Source organism: Streptomyces griseoloalbus (genome assembly GCA_014650015.1).
GTDB classification, from domain to species: domain Bacteria; phylum Actinomycetota; class Actinomycetes; order Streptomycetales; family Streptomycetaceae; genus Streptomyces; species Streptomyces griseoloalbus.
The window spans coordinates 33,612-49,408 of sequence record BMUD01000021.1; the positions used below are offsets into that span (position 1 = coordinate 33,612).

The following is a 15,797-nucleotide window of genomic DNA, read 5'->3' on the forward strand; positions in this document are numbered from 1 at the left end:
CGGCGTCGGTGAAGCTGTCCGCGTCGGCAGGAGGCGCCTGCTGCAGGCGACGCCGCTCTTGCGGCGGGAGGCAGAAGCCGAGGTCGGCGCAGAGGTCGTACAGGAGCTGCCGAATGCCGGCCTGCGAGTCGCGTGGGGCCATGAAACGGCATGGTCGCACGCTCGGCCGGTCGTCTGTCACCGACTTCGGCGAAGCGAAGCGAAGCGGGCACGGAGCACGGACGCCGAGCCGGAAACCCGCACCGTGACGCCCGCCGACAAGCAGGACCGGGACGCCGCCCGCGCACTGCTCCGGCGCCTCCGACTCACGCACCGGCGGAGCACCCGGTCATGGGCCGACTCCGCCTGCCCCGGCCAGCTCGTTACCTGGGCTCCCTCCCCAAGGCGCCCAGAGGGTCGTCGTCCCGCAAGGAACTCGTCTCCGAGTTGCCTCGCCGGGCGGGAACGGGGATGGCGACCTTGCCGAATGCGCGCATGGCGAGGGCGCCGGCAAGGGGCCCGGGCGCGAGAAGAAGGAAGGCATAACGCCAGCCGACCATCTCGGCCAGCAGGGGAGTGAGCTGAATGCTGATGACGGTGAGGGCGAACCCGATCGCCGTCTGGCCGGTGAGAGCCGTTCCGATGTAACGACGGTCGGCGACTTCGCTCAGCGATGTCGAGAACACCCCGGAGTCCGCGATCACGGCAGCGCCCCACAGCGTGCAGAAGGCGAACAGAAGCAGCGGCGGGGCGTGGAAGAAGAGGGGGGAGAGCAGGCAGCACAGGCCGCTGAGAAGCAGCGCCGCCAGGGCGGCGGGAGGGCGGCCGAAGCGGTCCGCGCCCCACCCGCCGAGCAGACAGCCGACTGCCCCGCCGATTCCCATGGCGAGGAACACCGTGATCTCCACCGAGCCCGGGAGCCCCGTCGCGGTGCCGGTGGCCGACAGGAAGGACGGGATCCAGGTCCACAGGGCGTAGAGCTCCCACATGTGCCCGAAGTAGCCGAGGTTGACCAGCGACGGCCCACGTTCGGTGAACATGGTCAGCGCGTACCGGGGATTGCGCGCGGGTGCGGCCGGTGCTGCGTGCGGGCCGGGCCGGATGAAGACCAGTGCTATGACGGCGCCCACGAGCCCGGCCCCTGCCGCGGTGAGCAGGACACCGCGCCAGGGAAGGGATCCCAGCCCGGCGATGAGATGGGGAAGCGTGGAGCCAAGGGTGAGGGCGGCGATGAGGACGCCCATGGTCCTGCCCCGTCCGGAGCTGCCGGCCCAGGAGGCCATCAGCTTCATGCCGACGGGATAGACCCCGGCCAGGAACATCCCGGTCATGAACCGCAGGGGGACGGCGGCGCCCAGCCGGTCCGCGAACAGGGCCAGCACCACGGTACAGGCGGCGGCTGCCGCGGCACTCGCGGCGAGCAGGCGCTGGGGCGGGACACGGTCAGCCAGGTTGAGGGCGGTCGAGGTCAAGGCCCCGGCCACGAAGCCGACCTGCACGGAAGCCGTCAGCCACACCGCGCCGCCGGCCGTCAGCCCCCAGTCGTTCCTCAGACTGGGCACCACCGCCGACAGGGAAAACCACACAGCGAGGCCGAGTACTTGCACGGCGGCGATCGCCCCGCGCCGCACCATGACGTTCACAGATGCCCTCCTGGACCGAGTCCTCGTTTCCCTGACCTCACACGCTGTGGCCGAAAGGCCGACCCTATGCGCCCCGGAACCCCGAGCGTGGCCTGCCCCTGCGGCAGGCAGCAGCCCGCAAGGCGGCGCCCCGAGGTCTTCACCTGCGGAGCACCCCTGTCCGTGACAGCTGTCGCGCTGTGGGAGTTGCGGCGACTGCGCTCCAGACACCGAATCACCGGACGGGGGGCGCTACGGAGGTAAGGGCCGCGTCCGACCATGCACGAAAGCTCGCACCGGGCCGGAGCGCCGTGTCGTGGACCACCACAGGCTTCCCCCCTGGTCGTGACTCCGGGGCCGCTCACCTCGCCCTTCGCCTAGGCTGTCGTCCGTGCCAGCTTCCCGCCTGCGCCGCGTCGCCGTCCTCGTCTGCGAAGGCGCCAAGCCTCTCGATGTCGGCATCCCCGCGCAGGTCTTCACGACTCGGGCGAGCATGCCGTACGAGGTGCGGGTGTGCGGTGCGGCCCCGGGGCTGGTCGCCGGTGGCGACGGTCTGTCGTACTACGTAGCCCAAGGGCTGGAGGCGTTGGAATGGGCCGACATCGTCTTCGTTCCCGGCTACCGGTTCCCCGACCGCGAGGATCCGCCGCCCGCCGTCGTCGACGCGCTGGCCGCGGCCCACGACCGGGGCGCGCGGCTCGCGGCCATCTCCACCGGGGCCTTCGCCCTGGCTGCCACGGGCGTGCTCGACGGCAGGCGCGCGACGACGCACTGGCACTACACCCGGGCACTGGCGGCGAAACATCCCTCGGTACGCGTCGACGAGAACGTGCTGTTCGTCGACGAGGGCAGCGTGCTGACCTCGGCCGGCGCCGCCTCGGGGATCGACCTGTGCCTGCACATCCTGCGCGGCGACCTCGGAGTGGCCGCTTCGAACCATGCCGCCCGGCGCCTGGTCGCGGCCCCCTACCGCAGCGGCGGCCAGGCGCAGTACGTGCCGCGCAGCGTGCCCGAACAACTCGGCGAGCGGTTCGCCGCCACCCGCGAATGGGCCCTGCGCCGGCTCGGCGAGCCCCTGACCCTCGGCGCGCTCGCCGGGCATGCGGCGGTCTCACCCCGTACGTTCTCCCGGCGTTTCGTCGAGGACACGGGGTACACACCGATGCAATGGGTCATGCGCGCCCGTATCGACGCGGCCCGCGAACTGCTGGAACGCTCCCAGCGCAGCGTCGAGCAGATCGCCGCCGATGTAGGCCTCGGCACCGGTGCCAATCTGCGCCTGCACTTCCAGCGCATCCTGGGCACCACACCGAGCGAGTACCGGCGCACCTTCGCCCAGGCGGAATAGCCTGCGCATCCTTGGCGTGATCCTTTTGAACCATGGCGATCACGCCACTGCCACGGGCTGACGCGGAGCGCCATCCTCGTGGGTGGACGAAGGGACATCACACACTCATGACTCGTATCGCGATCAACGGATTCGGCCGCATCGGACGCAATGTGCTGCGCGCGCTGCTCGAGCGCGACAGCACGCTGGACGTCGTGGCGGTCAACGACCTGACGGACCCCGCCACCTTGGCGCGGCTGCTCGCCTACGACACGACCGCCGGCCGGCTCGGCCGGCCGGTCACCACCGAGGGCAACACCCTCATGGTCGACGGCCGTCGGATCACGGTGCTCGCCGAGCGCGAGCCGGCGCAGCTGCCGTGGGCCGAGCTCGGCGTGGACCTCGTGCTGGAGGCGACCGGCCGCTTCACCTCCGCCAAGGCCGCCAGGGCCCACCTGGACGCGGGCGCGAAGAAGGTCCTGGTCGGCGCACCGTCGGACGGTGCCGACGTCACCCTGGCGTTCGGCGTGAACACCGACGCATACGACCCGCAGACGCACACGATCATCTCCAACGCCTCGTGCACGACGAACGCACTCGCGCCCCTGGCCGCGGTCCTCGACCGACTCGCCGGTATCGAGCACGGCTTCATGACGACGGTGCACGCCTACACCCAGGAGCAGAACCTGCAGGACGGTCCGCACCGCGACGCCCGCCGTGCCCGCGCCGCAGCCGTCAACATCGTCCCGACCACGACGGGCGCCGCCAAGGCGATCGGCCTCGTGCTGCCCAACCTCGACGGCAAGCTGTCGGGTGACTCGATCCGCGTGCCGGTCCCTGTCGGTTCGATCGTCGAACTCAACACGACCGTCAGCCGGGACGTGACACGCGAGGACGTGCTGGAGGCGTACCGAGCCGCGGCGCAGGGGCCCCTCGCCGGAGTCCTCGAGTACTCGCAGGACCCGCTGGTGTCGTCCGACATCATCGGCAACCCGGCCTCGTCGATCTTCGACTCGGCCCTCACCCGCGTCGACGGCCGCCACGTCAAGGTGGTCGCCTGGTACGACAACGAGTGGGGCTTCTCGAACCGCGTCATCGACACACTGGAGCTCCTCGCCGCCTGACCAGGCACCGGAAAGCCGCACGGAGTCCGGGCCCGGTACCGCGGCAGAGACGGACGCGCCGGAGAAGCCTCCCGCGGCCAGGGGCAGGCGTCCACGACACGGTGGTGGGCCCGGACAGACCCCCAGGGCCGGCCACCGGAACCCCGGACACCCCCGGGCGGCTGTGGGTTCGCCGGAAGCGAGGCGCGGCTCGGTCCTCCCCGCGCCTCTGGGTCGAGGACGGCGAGGACGACGGGCCATGCTCCGGCGTCCTCGCCCTGCACCAGGAGATCTTCGAGGACGACGCGACGAGTGACCAGCGGGACGAGTTCTCGCCACCGGTCGGGCACGTACCAGGCCACCCACCGTGAGAAGGGGAACGAAGTTCCGGCGAACCGGACAAGGCACGGCCTGCTGGGGTGATCGCACGGCTGAAGGATCAGCTCTTCGAGGACTTCGGTGCCGTGCCCAGGCCCCTGGGGCCGATGACGACCCGATAGCCGGTAATGATGCCTGCTCCCTTCAGGCGCCCGACGCGCCGCAAGCACGTCGGCGGTGTCAGGCCACGCGTCGGCCTCATCTGCGGTGCTTGCCACGGCGCGGCCGCGAGCGGGTGCCGAGGGTGAAGGCGCAGAGAAGACCGAGGCTTTGCAGGACAGCGCAGACGGTGATCAGTGTGCGAATGTCTGTCGGGTCGACGATGGCCATGAGGCCTCCGGCGAGAGGGTAGGGCAGGAGCAGGAGCAGCACGGTTACTGACAGTGTGCTGCCGAACACCTCGGCGGGGATGAGGTGGGATCGCAGAGTGCGCAGTACGACGGCCAGCACGCTGTCGCCGGCCATGAAGACGGCGATCAGTGTCAGGTAAGCCGGGTAGGAGTCGGCGTACGCGATGAGGAAGCACGGCACGCCGGTCACGAGAGCGGCGCAGCGGCCCACCCTCGTCAGTCCCCACCGGTCGATCGTGACGCGGCAGGTGGCGACTGCCAGCAGCGAGGCGGCGGCCGCACAGGACCACACCATGCCGACCGAGGCACTGGACTGGCCGAGTTGTTTCACCACGATCACCGGGGTCGCCACTTCCAGAAGGGCGAGGGCCAGGTTGGACAGCGCCAGTCCGGCCACCAGCCATGCCAGCGCCGGCAGTGCGCGCAGGGTGGACCAGCCGGTGCGCCATCCGCGTGCCGCGGTCGTGGTTGCGTCCGGCGCTCGCCGGGGCGCCGGACGCATGCGCGGGGCGATGGCGGCCGACAGCATCGACAAGCCGCCGATCGCTGCGAGCATGCCGCTGGGACCGTGCCATTGCAGAAGGAGGCCACCAGCCGCGGGGCCGACCAGAGCGGCTGTCTGGTCGATGCCCAGGAGCACCGACTGGACGCGGTGTGCCCCGTCGCCCGCGTCCCGGCTGGCGACCGCGCCGACACTCTCGGCCGCGATGTAGCTGAACTGGGTCAGACACCCCGCGCACGTCGCCAGGAGCATCACCAGACCCAGGGCAGCATGCCCATCAGTCACCGCCAGGGCGGGCGTCGCAAGGCCGGTGATGAGTGCCCGGGTCGCGGCGGCCAGCCGGAAGACTCGCGCGGGCCCGTAACGGTCGACGGCCATGCCGGCCAGAGTGAACGTGCACAGCCGCGGCGCCCACGCCAGCACGAAGGCGATTCCGGTCAGAGCGGACGAGTTCGTCGTGCCCAACACCAGCAACGGGATGCCGTAGGTGGCCATCGAGGACGCGACGGCATCCGTGAGACGAGGCAGATAAATACCCCGGACCCGACCGTAGGCGACGGGGCGGGAATGCCGGGGCGCAGCGGACCGGGCTCTCGTGGATATCAAGGAACGTGCTTCTTCTGTGGACCGTGGCGCCAGTCGAGGACTGGCCTGGACAGGAAGGGTACGAGCCATGGCGAAGTGAGTCGTCTGGCGAACCCCTTTCTGTGCGGGGCGGGACGGGCCGCCTACCGGACCGCGGTCACCGGGGCGGGCCCGCTCCCGGCAGGTCAGAAACGGGCGCCCGACGCCTCCGGTCCGCGTCGGGGGCCCAGGGCTGCGGCATAACGCCGGTGATCAACCGGCACACTTCACAGCGTGATCAACTGGCCAAACGTCACACCGGGTAAGTCCCGGCCGGCGCCTGGCCGTTATCTGGCGGGCAGTATCCCGGTGAGGCGTCGGGGCGATCGTTCCGCCAGGCGACGGGGCAGGATCACCCCGCGCGGCCCGCTACCGATCGGTACGGCCGCCCTCGGCGCATATCGACTTCGGCCACGTACTGGTTGTCTGCTTATGAGCCGGTGGGCGGGCGTTGACGCCTCATCCGGGGAAGGGCGGAACCGTCTTTCCTCAGCAAGAGCGCCCCGGCAGGCCCCTGCCTTCGCGGCAGCGGACCAAGCTGCTGGCCTCCTGTGCCTTGAGTCCGGCCCCTGCACACGATCGTCCCTCACCCGGTCATGTCGGTGGACGGCCCGGGACGGTGTGAGAACTGCTGACCGAGTGAAGTCGGACAGCAACAGGTGTGCCGTGGAGGGAGCCGGTGTCCTGAACGGACACTCCGCGCACTCCTGCACCACTGCGACCTGGATCGATTGTCAGTGCCTGCCCCCAGCATGGTCCTCACGTGGACGTAATGACTCGGGGGAGGGTCACATGCCGTTCGTACGGCCGTATGTGCGTTCTGACGGGACACCAGTACGTGGACACTCTCGGTGGGCGCCGGGTGCCCGGCGACAGCTCACCATCTTCGCGCTGGTCGCCGTGGCTGCCGTGGGCCTCGGTAACAGCAACACCCAAGCGGGCGAAACCAGCGCCCCCCGCCCGAAGCCGGGGGAAGGACCGGCGGCGACCCATCCGATCCGTCTCGACCGGAGCGCCGATCGTGCGGCACCGCGCATGACCGTGCCGCGGCCCACGGTGTCGTACCCCATCGAGTTCGCCACCCCCCAGAGGAAACCGACACCGCCCACACCGACAGTCTCGTACCCGATCGACCTCTCCACCCCGGACGGTGAGCGATGAGCCGACGCCCGCCCCAGCGCCGCAACCCGGCCCGACGGCCCCGGCGAAGCCGCCGACGGCGGCAGGACCCCACGCAGCCGTTGGTCATGGGCGGCGTCGCTGCGGTCGCGGCCATCAGCTTGGCCGTCACGGTCGTCAACTGGCTGATCGCCCACTGGTGGGTCCTTGCCGTCGCTGCCCTCGTCCTCCTGCTGGGCGGTCTGGGGTGGTGGCAGCAACGCACCCGGCGCGCGCGGTGGCAGCAGGCCCAGGCGCGTGCACTGCGGTACGGGCTGGCGCAGCTGGACGCGCTGACGCACCGCCAGTTCGAGTACGCGGTACGGGACCTGATGTACCGCGACGGATGCGCCGACGCGGTCCAGGTCGGAGGCCAGGGCGACCTCGGCGCGGATGTGAAGGCCACCGATCCCTACGGTCGGCGCTGGGTCATCCAGTGCAAGCACCGCAGGAACGGCAGCCAGGGCGCGGCCGTCGGCACGCCCGAGCTGCAGGTCCTCAACGGCACCGGCCGCCCCGTCCATAAGGCGGACATCGTCGTCATGGTGACCAACGGCCGCATCACCCGACCCGGCCGCGTCTTCGCCCAGCAGCAGCGCCTCCATCTCGTCGACCGTCAGGTCCTCGCGCAATGGGCAACCGGCTCACGCCCCTTGTGGGAGTTGCTGCGTGTGGCACCCCCGCTGAGGCGACCGACACCACGCTCGTAGAAACCTCACCAGCCGGCCCTCGAACCTTCGGATGGCAGCTCGAGAACCGGCGAACCGGCGTTGACGTCCGACACGTTGCCCAGGACATGAAGGCGTCGGCATGGTCATCCAGGCCGATGTCGCTCCCCGCACGCCGAGGACGGCAGCCCGGAAGTCCGCCGACGCATGGACAACGCCGCCTACACCCCGTGCGTGTCGACCGGCCCCCGCGACATCGAAGCCGCCCTCATCGCCCAGATGCCGCAGCTCGCCCCCGGACACGCGCCGTGGTCGGCACCCGGCGGCAGTGGCCCGGCTCGGTCATGACCGCGTGAAGATCCACTCGTGGTTGTTCTGGCCCTCCGGGGCACAGGGCCAGACAATCAGGTCGCGCGTTGCGTCGTCGGGGCCGTAGGAGTCCAGGCACTGGTTGTTGCTGGCGGCGTTACGTATCCAGAACTTCCCGTCGGACTGCTTGTCCAGCCACCACAGCTGGTTGTCGTTCGTGGTGCCGTCGCAGGGGAACTCCGTGACCTTGGTGGCTCCACCGACCCCTTGGTAGCCGGGCAGGTCCAGGCACATGCTGTCCATGACGTTGCGTATCTGGAAGAGCGGTGCCCCGCCGGGTCCGGCCTTGTCGTAACGCCTCTCGACGTTCCACAACTGGTTGTCGTCCGTGTTGCTGTTGCACGTGGCATGCGTCACCGGCCCGTCGGGTCGGCCGCTGCTGAAGCCCGGGACATCCACGCAGGTGTGGTTGGTGTTGTTCTTGATCAGCACTCTGGTCAGAACGGCCGGCAGACTGCTCGGCGCCTTCTTCACGACGGCCTTCTTCTTCTGGCTCGGCGAGGCGCTGGGCTCCGCTGTGGGCGCGACGGGCTTCTCAGCGGTCGGCGGCGCGGACACCTTCCTGTCCGTTTCTCCCTTCTTCGTTTCCTTCTTCTCCGGCTCTGTCTTCGTGGGGGAGGGCGACTGGGTGTCGAAGACGCCGGCCGGACCGTTGGCCACGCCCAGGACAGTGTCAGCGGAGGCGGTATCGACGGCCTTCTTGTCCTCGTCCTCGTCGGTCGCCGTGATCAGCAGCGGCACGGCGACCAGGAGGGCACCCGCTACGGCGGCAGCGGCGAGCACGGGCTTGCGGGGGCGGCCGACTCCGCTCCGGCTGGAGCCGGTCGCGCCATCACCGTCCACGGCGGCCGCAATGGCTGTGGGCTGCCCCGTGGTTGCCGCGGCGGACAACCCCTGCGCGCCATTCGTTTCGTCGGTGCCCGTGCCGTGGGTCCTGCCGGCGGTGCCCTTCTCTTCCCGGCCGACGTTCACGTCACCGCTCGTGGCCTGGGCGGCCGTCGACTCGGCGGTGCCGGTGGCCCGAGCCTTCTCGCCGGTGGAAGTCTCCCCGGTGTCACCCGCAGCACTCGTCCGACCCGTGGCCCCGGTACCGGCGTTCCGTCCGCCCGTGGAACTGGCAGGCCCGGTCCCCGCATCAGTGTCGGCACCGGCCTCCGGTTCGGCCGCGGCAGCACTTCCCGTGCCGGTGCCCTCCGGGGCGGAGGCAGTGGGGGGCTTCCCGGCGCCGGTGAGGGCGGCCGTGATGGCCTCGGCGTCGGGCGTTGCGGCCGCCGCCTTGGGGGCGGGGGGCTCGTTCGACGCCTGCTGCTGTTCGGACATGTACTTCCATACCTTTCTTCTCAGGCTTGACCTGGAAGTCCGCGTAGATCGTCAGGCAGCCGCCGTACGCCGGCGGCTCCGTGAGGTGTTCGTGTCGGTCACGTACCCGTGGAAGCGTATGAGAGGGAGAAGACGCCCTTCTTGGTCATACCGGCGACTGTGCGACGCGCTGACCGGAACGGCGCTTCCCACGCGGGGGCGGGGCGTGACCGGCCGAGGTGGAGCGGGTTCAACGGCTGGGGCCAGAGTAGTTGATGGGGCGTCGGGCGCTGTCGGGCGCGCCATCTTTTCGGGATGCGGCGGACCGTTACCCGTCACCAGGGCACCTCGCCCTCGTCGTCGAAGAAGCGGCCCGTCGGTCCGTCGTTTGGCACCGTGGCCAGCCGGATCGCGGAGGCCGCGTCCTGCCGGGGGGTGCGCACCCTCGGAAGCCGTTGAGGTCGGTCGCTGTGAAGCCGGGGCAGACGGCGTTGATCAGGACGTTCGTGTCGGCCAGTTCCTTGGCGTACTGCACGGTGACGGCGTTGAGGAACGTCTTCGACGGAGCGTAGGCGACGGAGATCGGGCCCGTTTCCGCGCTGGACGGCGGCGGCCCGGCTGTTCGTCTCGCTCATGCCGTCGATGTTTCTCCCGCGCCGGGCAGGGCGTCCAAGACCGATCGGGTGGACGGCGATACCGCCCGGGTATCGCTCCTGGCCGACCCGGTTAGGCTGGCCGCGTGGAGACACGTGAGCTGCGGTACTTCGTCGCGGTCGCCGAAGAGCTGCACTTCGGCCGGGCCGCACAGCGGCTCGGGATCGCCCAGCCCCCGTTGTCGCGGGCGATCGGCGGGCTCGAGAGGCGCCTGGGCGCCACCCTGTTGGAGCGCGGCAGCCGGGGCGTCGCCCTGACCGGGGCCGGGGCGGTACTGCTGCGGGAGGCGCGGGCAGCGCTGGACGCCGTCGAGGCCGCCGAACGGCGCACCCGCCGGGCCGCGCTCGCCGAGACCGGCCGTCCCGCCGTGGTCCTGGCCGCGAAGGCGGGCGCCTCCGGAGAGCTGCTGGCGAAACTCCTCGACGCCTACGCCGCCGAGCCCGGCGCCGTCGCGGTGGACGTCGTGCTGTGCGGGCCGGGCGAACAGGCACGGGTGCTGCGCGACGGCCGGGCCGACGTGGCGCTGCTGCACCGGCCGTTCGACGACACGGCCGGCTTCGACACCGAAGACCTGCACACCGAGAGGCCTGGAGACGACTGGCGTCCCCGCAGGCGCAGCAGAGACCGGCGGCTTCCCGCCAGTGCTCTCGCACGGGTGGCAGCTGGAACCCGCTTGCGCATGCGCCCGGCGAGTCGATGGTTGCCCGCGGACGCCACCTGACGGAGCCGGGACCTGCTCGCACCGATCCGGTCCGCTGTACCCAGGCAGGACAGGCACATCAGGTGATGTCGTGGAAACTCGGGGAAAAAGTTCCGGCAGCCGACGGGAGGTTGCTGTGGAATGTGGAGATCTGGAACTGGGCCAGTTGCTGACCGCCGCGGAGGCGGCGCCGCCCGGTGAGTCCGTTGACGTGGTAGCGCACGACCTGCGGAAGCGATTCGGTGCGGAGCATGTGTCCTTCCTGTTTGTCGACCTCATCGGCCGGCGACTGGTACGGCTCGCCGCGGCAGGCGGTGAGGCCGCGGACCATGCCGAGCCGATCGACCTGCGCAACAGCGTCTACGACGGCGTTCTGCGGAGCCAGCTCCAGCATGTGGAACCGGACGGCGAGGGCGGACGGCGCGTCATCACGCCGGTCACCAACCGCGGCGACTGCATCGGTGTCCTGGAGGCGACCCTGCAGTCCGTCGACGACACGGTGCTCCGACAGCTCCGCGATGTGGCACGCGCGCTGGCCTACATCATCGTCACGGACAGCCGCTTCACCGATCTGTACCACGTGGGCCGGCGCACCACCGAGACCAGCCTGGCCGCGGAGATCCAACACCAACTGCTTCCCTCGGCGCCCTGTTGTGAGGCGCCCCAGTTCAGCCTCGCCGCGGGGCTGGTCCCGGCCGACGACATCGGCGGCGACACCTACGACTACACCCTTGACCGCGACACCCTGCACCTGTCCATCACCGACGCCATGGGCCACGACACGAACTCCGCTCTGCTGGCCACCTTGTTGGTCGGCGCACTGCGGCGGGCACGCCGCAGTGGCTGTGACGCGCTCAAACAAGCCCACCACGCACACCAGGCACTGCTGAGCCACAGCCGCGGCCTGGCCACCGGACAGTTGCTGTGCGTCGACCTCGACACAGGCCGCTGCGAACTGGTCAACGCCGGTCATCCTTGGCCACTGCGGCTGCGCGACGGCACCGTCGAAGAGGTCAGACTCGCAGTCAACCTGCCGTTCGGCGTGGCGTCACCCACCTCCTACCGCCTACAGGAACTACAACTGCTTCCCGGAGACCGCCTGATCCTGCTCACGGACGGAATGCAGGAGCGCGGTGCCTCAGCCGTCGACCTGGCCTCGGTCGTTCGCGACACTCGCGCGCTGCATCCGAGAGAAGCGGTCCGAAGCCTGACCGCCGCGGTGCTTGATGCCTGCCACGGCAACCTCAAGGACGATGCCACAGTCCTGATACTGGACTGGTACGGCAATCCTCGTCGATCATCAGACGAATCCAGACCGGGGCCGCGGCGATGAGCCGCAGCGGCCCACTCCTGCAAACGCCTGGGCGGAGTGGGGCGGCCGGTCCCGTACACCGCCGACTTCTCCTGGACCGCCCGCTGGCGGATCATCGACACCGATGGCCGGTCGCCCCGGGATACGACCCGGTACGAGCGGCCCGGGTCGCCGGCCGCGTCGTGCAGAACACGTCTGTTCACGGGGCTATGGCCATCCGATGGGCCGCGCCAGGAGTCACGGACGGCCGCTCCGCGGAGCCGGCAGAGGCCGCCGCCGGACACGAGGCCGGGGCGTGGGAGGGCCGTGGGGTGTGCTCAGCGCGTGCAATGCCAGTCGGAGGCCGACGGCATGTGCGACGTCATCGAACGTGCCCGCTGCCACATGCCCTGCGTCTGCCCGGCGTGACGCTGCTGTTCACCATGAAGGGCGCTGAGTACCACGAGGCAGCCGGTCAGCGCCGGTACCGCCCACTGCGCGTAGACGAGGTGGCGCTGGGCCTTTTCGGTGTCGATGGGATGCTTGGCCGCCTTCTCGGCGTCCTCGGGATCGTCCGAGGAGGCCAGCTCGACCTTCTTGCCGAGGACGCGGGAGTAGGCGGTGACGGCCAGGGCCGCGCCGGTGACGACGGCCTTGGCGAGCGTGGCGGCGGCCGCGCCCTGCTGGGTGGCGACGCGGGGAGCGTCCGCGGCCAGCATGCCGCCGCTGCCGAACAGGTGGATGCCGATGGCCGCGGCGTTGACCGGCGTCCACTTCGCCCAGCCGGACGAAGAGATCCGGGCGGTGGCCGTCCGGGTTGCCCCCTCGGACTCGGCCGCGCCGTTGAGGCCGACGGCACCCATCAGTGACCCGCCGAACCACGCTGCCAGCCCCACGTCGTGCAGGCTGCGCATCAGGGTGTTGCGTTCGGACATCGAGGACTCCTTAGCAGGGGGTGAGGGCTGTGTTCACTCTCGCCCTCGGGAAGGGCCCGGCGCCATCACGCTTGGCCCGAACGGGTTGCTCCCCGGCGGAGACCACGGGTGGAGAGCCGGCCTGAACGACGCCGCCCCGGACGACACACGAGGCCCCTGGAGGACGCTCGTACGGGACCTTCCGACCGAGCGGGCGGTGATGAGCGTCATCAAGCGGGATTGATGAGAAGCAGGGCGATGTCGTCTCCCGGGGCGGGGGCGTGCCGGATGAGGGTGTCGGCCATGGCGTCGAGGGCGGTCGGATCCGCTTGCTCCACGAGTCCTGCCAGGGCGGCGGTGGCGTCGTCGAGGTCAACCCCGGGGGCTTCGACGAGTCCGTCGGTGTAGAGGACGAGCACGCAGCCGGAGGGCAGGGCGCATTCCAGCGTCGGGTACCGGCTGTCCGGGTCGATGCCGAGGAGGAGACCGGGTGGAACGCGGAGGAGTTCAGTGCGTCCGTCCGCATGACGCAGCAGGGGCGGCGGGTGTCCGGCGGTGGACAGGCAGGCGCGTCGGCGAGCGAGGTCGAGGTTGGCGTACAGGCAGCTGGTGAACAGGCCGGGGTCGAGGTCGGTGAGGAGGCGGTTGGTGCCGGCCAGCACGTGGTCGGGGCGCGCGCCGACGGTGGCGTGGGCGTGGACGGCGGTGCGGACCTGCCCCATGAGGGCGGCGGCGTCCACGTTGTGACCCTGTACGTCACCGATGGTGGCGGCCGCGGTGTGCTGGTCGAGACGGATGAGATCGTAGAAGTCGCCGCCGATGCCCAGGCCGCGGGCGGCGGGCAGGTAGCGGGCGGCGACCTTCAGTCCGGGGATGTCGGGCAGGCTGTGGGGGAGCAGGGCGGACTGCAGGCGGTGGGCGAGAGCGTGTTTGCTGTCGTAGAGGCGTGCGCGGTCCAGGGCCTGGCCGACCAGGCCGGCCAGAGAGGTGAGAACGGCGCGTTCACCGGGCGGGAAGGCATGGGGCCGGCGATAGGCCAGGAGAAGGGAGCCGATGGGGCGGCCGGAGGCGATCAGCGGCAGGAAGGCCCAAGCCGCCATCCCGTCCTCGTGGACGGTGGACGGGTGGGCGCGATGGAGGTCGGCGAAGGACGCGAAGAAGCTCGGGACGCCGGAGGCCAGGACCCTGGTGCCGGGGAGGTCGAGGCTCAGGGGGACGGCGTCGAAGCGGTCCATGACCTCGGCGCTGTAGCCGCGGTGGCCGAGGATCTTCAGGCGGCCGTCCTCGGAGGTCATCAGCACCATGCCCTGTGCCCCGAGGGCGGGCAGGAGCTGGTCGGCGGTCTGGTCGACCACGTCCTGCACGCCGACGGCCTCGGTCAGGGTGGCGGCCAGCTGCATCAGGTGGTACAGCAGGGTGGCGCGGCTGGGCCCCGCGGCCGGCACGGACGACGGTGCGGGAGCACCCTCGGACGGATCGACGCCGGTGATGCGGACGCTGATGCCGGAGGCATCCGGGTACAGCTCGAAGGACAGCCACGCATCCGGGGGTCGCAGGACGGTGAAGGACTGGGGTCGGCGGCTGACCATCGCGGCCCGATAGCGGTCCTCGACCTGGGGGACGTCCATCCACGGCAGCGCCTCCCAGGGCAGGGCACCCACCAGGCCGGCCGGATCGGCCCCGAGGAGGTCGGCGGCGGTCGGCGTGACGAAGGTGATGCGGCCGTTGGTGTCCAACGCGCAGGCCCCTCCGGGCAGGCGGTCGATGAAGGCCGTGACCGCCGCCGTCTCGCCTGGGGAGACCGGGTGAACGGTCGGCGGGGACAGGGTTCGCGGCCGGCCGGGAGGCGGCAGCGGGTCGCCGCGGTCCCCGGCCTGCCGCAGGAGGGCGTCCAGGCGGCGGCAGCCCGTCTCGATGGCGTCACGTTCGCCGGGGCTCAGCTGCGGTGGATGGGCGCCGGCCCACAGCAGCACCAGCCCGCCCCGGACCTCGACGCTCGAAGTGATGGGAGCGGCCGCCAGCGCGAACTCGTAGGGCAGCACGAGCGCCGGCCGCGGGTACTGGCGCGCCATCTCCTCCTGGTCGGCGATCCACACCAGGCGCCGCTCGCGCACGGCGTCGGCCACCGGCATCGGATCGGTCAAAGCGACCCTCTTCCACGGAGCCGCGAAATTGCGCGGCAGCCCTGCGACCATGGCCAGCCACAACGCGTTGTCGCCCGGCGGCAGCGCGTACAGCAGCGCTCCGAACGCACCGGTTTCCCGCAACACGGCGGCCATCACGGTGTCCATCAGGCGTCCACGTGACACCGCAGGGTCAGATGGACCGACCCCATTCCGCCCCACCCGGTCGCTTCGAGCGGCAGCCCCCGAGAAGGTCGACAGGCCGGAGTCGCCGAGTGCACCAGCTGCCGGCTGTCGGCTTTCGCAGCACCGTGGCATACGCCACTCCGCGCTGCGGCGAGGAGCCCGCTCATCCGCTGGATGACGGCCACGTCCCGCCGTGCACCGTCAGCCGCCCGCGGGCGATACCGTGCCCGCCACGTCGCCTGCCGGTGTGCCGGGCGGCGGTAGCAGCTGCCGTCTCCGGCCGACTCCGGCAGGGCCGCACCACACCAGCCATACCGAACATCACCCATATGCGGACACTACGCCCGCATTGCCGCGATGGCATATCGCTCCCGAGGCGGTCGGGTAGGGCGCGGGACCGCGAGGCGGACTTCGAGACGATCACAGCGGTCGAACCTGCATGCGGCCATCGGTGTGACCTGCCGGCTGACCCGAGGCCGAGGCCATCGGAAAGTGGTACGGGAACGGCCGCGGCCAGTGCCGGGTGAGCGCCGACGACAAGCGCACCTGG

Annotated in this window: 9 protein-coding genes and 3 pseudogenes; 6 read left to right on the forward strand and 6 right to left on the reverse strand. The window is 70.8% G+C overall.

All coding sequences use genetic code 11. From position 1 onward, the window contains the following. Nucleotides 1-362: 362 nt before the first annotated feature. Complete coding sequence (locus IE178_RS26990; RefSeq protein ID WP_184765823.1) at nucleotides 363-1,613, reverse strand: MFS transporter; 1,251 nt, start codon at nucleotides 1,611-1,613, stop codon at nucleotides 363-365. A gap of 379 nt (nucleotides 1,614-1,992) precedes the next feature. Here IE178_RS26990 and IE178_RS26995 point away from each other — a divergent pair, with 379 nt between their 5' ends. Together IE178_RS26995 and gap are read left to right on the forward strand one after the other, a co-directional pair. Further along, nucleotides 1,993-2,949: a GlxA family transcriptional regulator gene (locus IE178_RS26995; RefSeq protein WP_184765791.1), complete on the forward strand. Its 957-nt coding sequence runs from the start codon at nucleotides 1,993-1,995 to the stop codon at nucleotides 2,947-2,949. Between the two features lie 107 nt (nucleotides 2,950-3,056). After that, entirely contained in the window at nucleotides 3,057-4,052 is a 996-nt protein-coding gene (gene gap / locus IE178_RS27000; protein WP_184765790.1) for a type I glyceraldehyde-3-phosphate dehydrogenase, read from the forward strand. A 555-nt stretch (nucleotides 4,053-4,607) separates the two neighbouring features. Here the strand turns inward: gap and IE178_RS27005 are convergent. Beyond that, nucleotides 4,608-5,756 (reverse strand): MFS transporter, encoded by a 1,149-nt coding sequence (locus tag IE178_RS27005; protein ID WP_229876112.1) that lies wholly within the window; start codon nucleotides 5,754-5,756, stop codon nucleotides 4,608-4,610. Between the two features lie 1,286 nt (nucleotides 5,757-7,042). Between IE178_RS27005 and IE178_RS27010 the strand changes: the two genes are divergently transcribed. Together IE178_RS27010 and IE178_RS27015 are read left to right on the forward strand one after the other, a co-directional pair. Further along, the gene (locus tag IE178_RS27010; protein WP_184765788.1) at nucleotides 7,043-7,753 is read left to right on the forward strand and encodes a restriction endonuclease; all 711 of its coding nucleotides are present in this window, start codon (nucleotides 7,043-7,045) and stop codon (nucleotides 7,751-7,753) included. 132 nt (nucleotides 7,754-7,885) lie between these two features. Next, nucleotides 7,886-8,059 (forward strand): annotated as a pseudogene (locus IE178_RS27015) (DUF5133 domain-containing protein); the annotation flags it as partial. Here IE178_RS27015 and IE178_RS27020 read toward each other — a convergent pair. Together IE178_RS27020 and IE178_RS27025 are read right to left on the reverse strand one after the other, a co-directional pair. Next, nucleotides 8,054-9,400 (reverse strand): RICIN domain-containing protein, encoded by a 1,347-nt coding sequence (locus IE178_RS27020; RefSeq protein WP_193514101.1) that lies wholly within the window; start codon nucleotides 9,398-9,400, stop codon nucleotides 8,054-8,056. The pseudogene IE178_RS27015 and the gene IE178_RS27020 sit on opposite strands and share 6 nt — an antisense overlap. A 314-nt stretch (nucleotides 9,401-9,714) precedes the next feature. Next, nucleotides 9,715-9,977 (reverse strand): annotated as a pseudogene (locus IE178_RS27025) (SDR family NAD(P)-dependent oxidoreductase); the annotation flags it as partial. Nucleotides 9,978-10,118: 141 nt separating this feature from the next. Here IE178_RS27025 and IE178_RS27030 point away from each other — a divergent pair. Together IE178_RS27030 and IE178_RS27035 are read left to right on the forward strand one after the other, a co-directional pair. Then, nucleotides 10,119-10,616, forward strand: a pseudogene (locus tag IE178_RS27030) (LysR family transcriptional regulator); the annotation flags it as partial. A 253-nt stretch (nucleotides 10,617-10,869) separates the two neighbouring features. Next, nucleotides 10,870-12,066: a PP2C family protein-serine/threonine phosphatase gene (locus IE178_RS27035; protein ID WP_193514145.1), complete on the forward strand. Its 1,197-nt coding sequence runs from the start codon at nucleotides 10,870-10,872 to the stop codon at nucleotides 12,064-12,066. Nucleotides 12,067-12,362: 296 nt separating this feature from the next. On the opposite strand, the gene IE178_RS27040 is transcribed toward IE178_RS27035, so the two are convergent. Both IE178_RS27040 and IE178_RS27045 read right to left on the reverse strand, forming a co-directional pair. Further along, complete coding sequence (locus IE178_RS27040; RefSeq protein WP_193514102.1) at nucleotides 12,363-12,959, reverse strand: hypothetical protein; 597 nt, start codon at nucleotides 12,957-12,959, stop codon at nucleotides 12,363-12,365. Between the two features lie 209 nt (nucleotides 12,960-13,168). Continuing rightward, the gene (locus IE178_RS27045) at nucleotides 13,169-15,229 is read right to left on the reverse strand and encodes a SpoIIE family protein phosphatase (RefSeq protein ID WP_193514103.1); all 2,061 of its coding nucleotides are present in this window, start codon (nucleotides 15,227-15,229) and stop codon (nucleotides 13,169-13,171) included. Nucleotides 15,230-15,797: the final 568 nt, after the last annotated feature.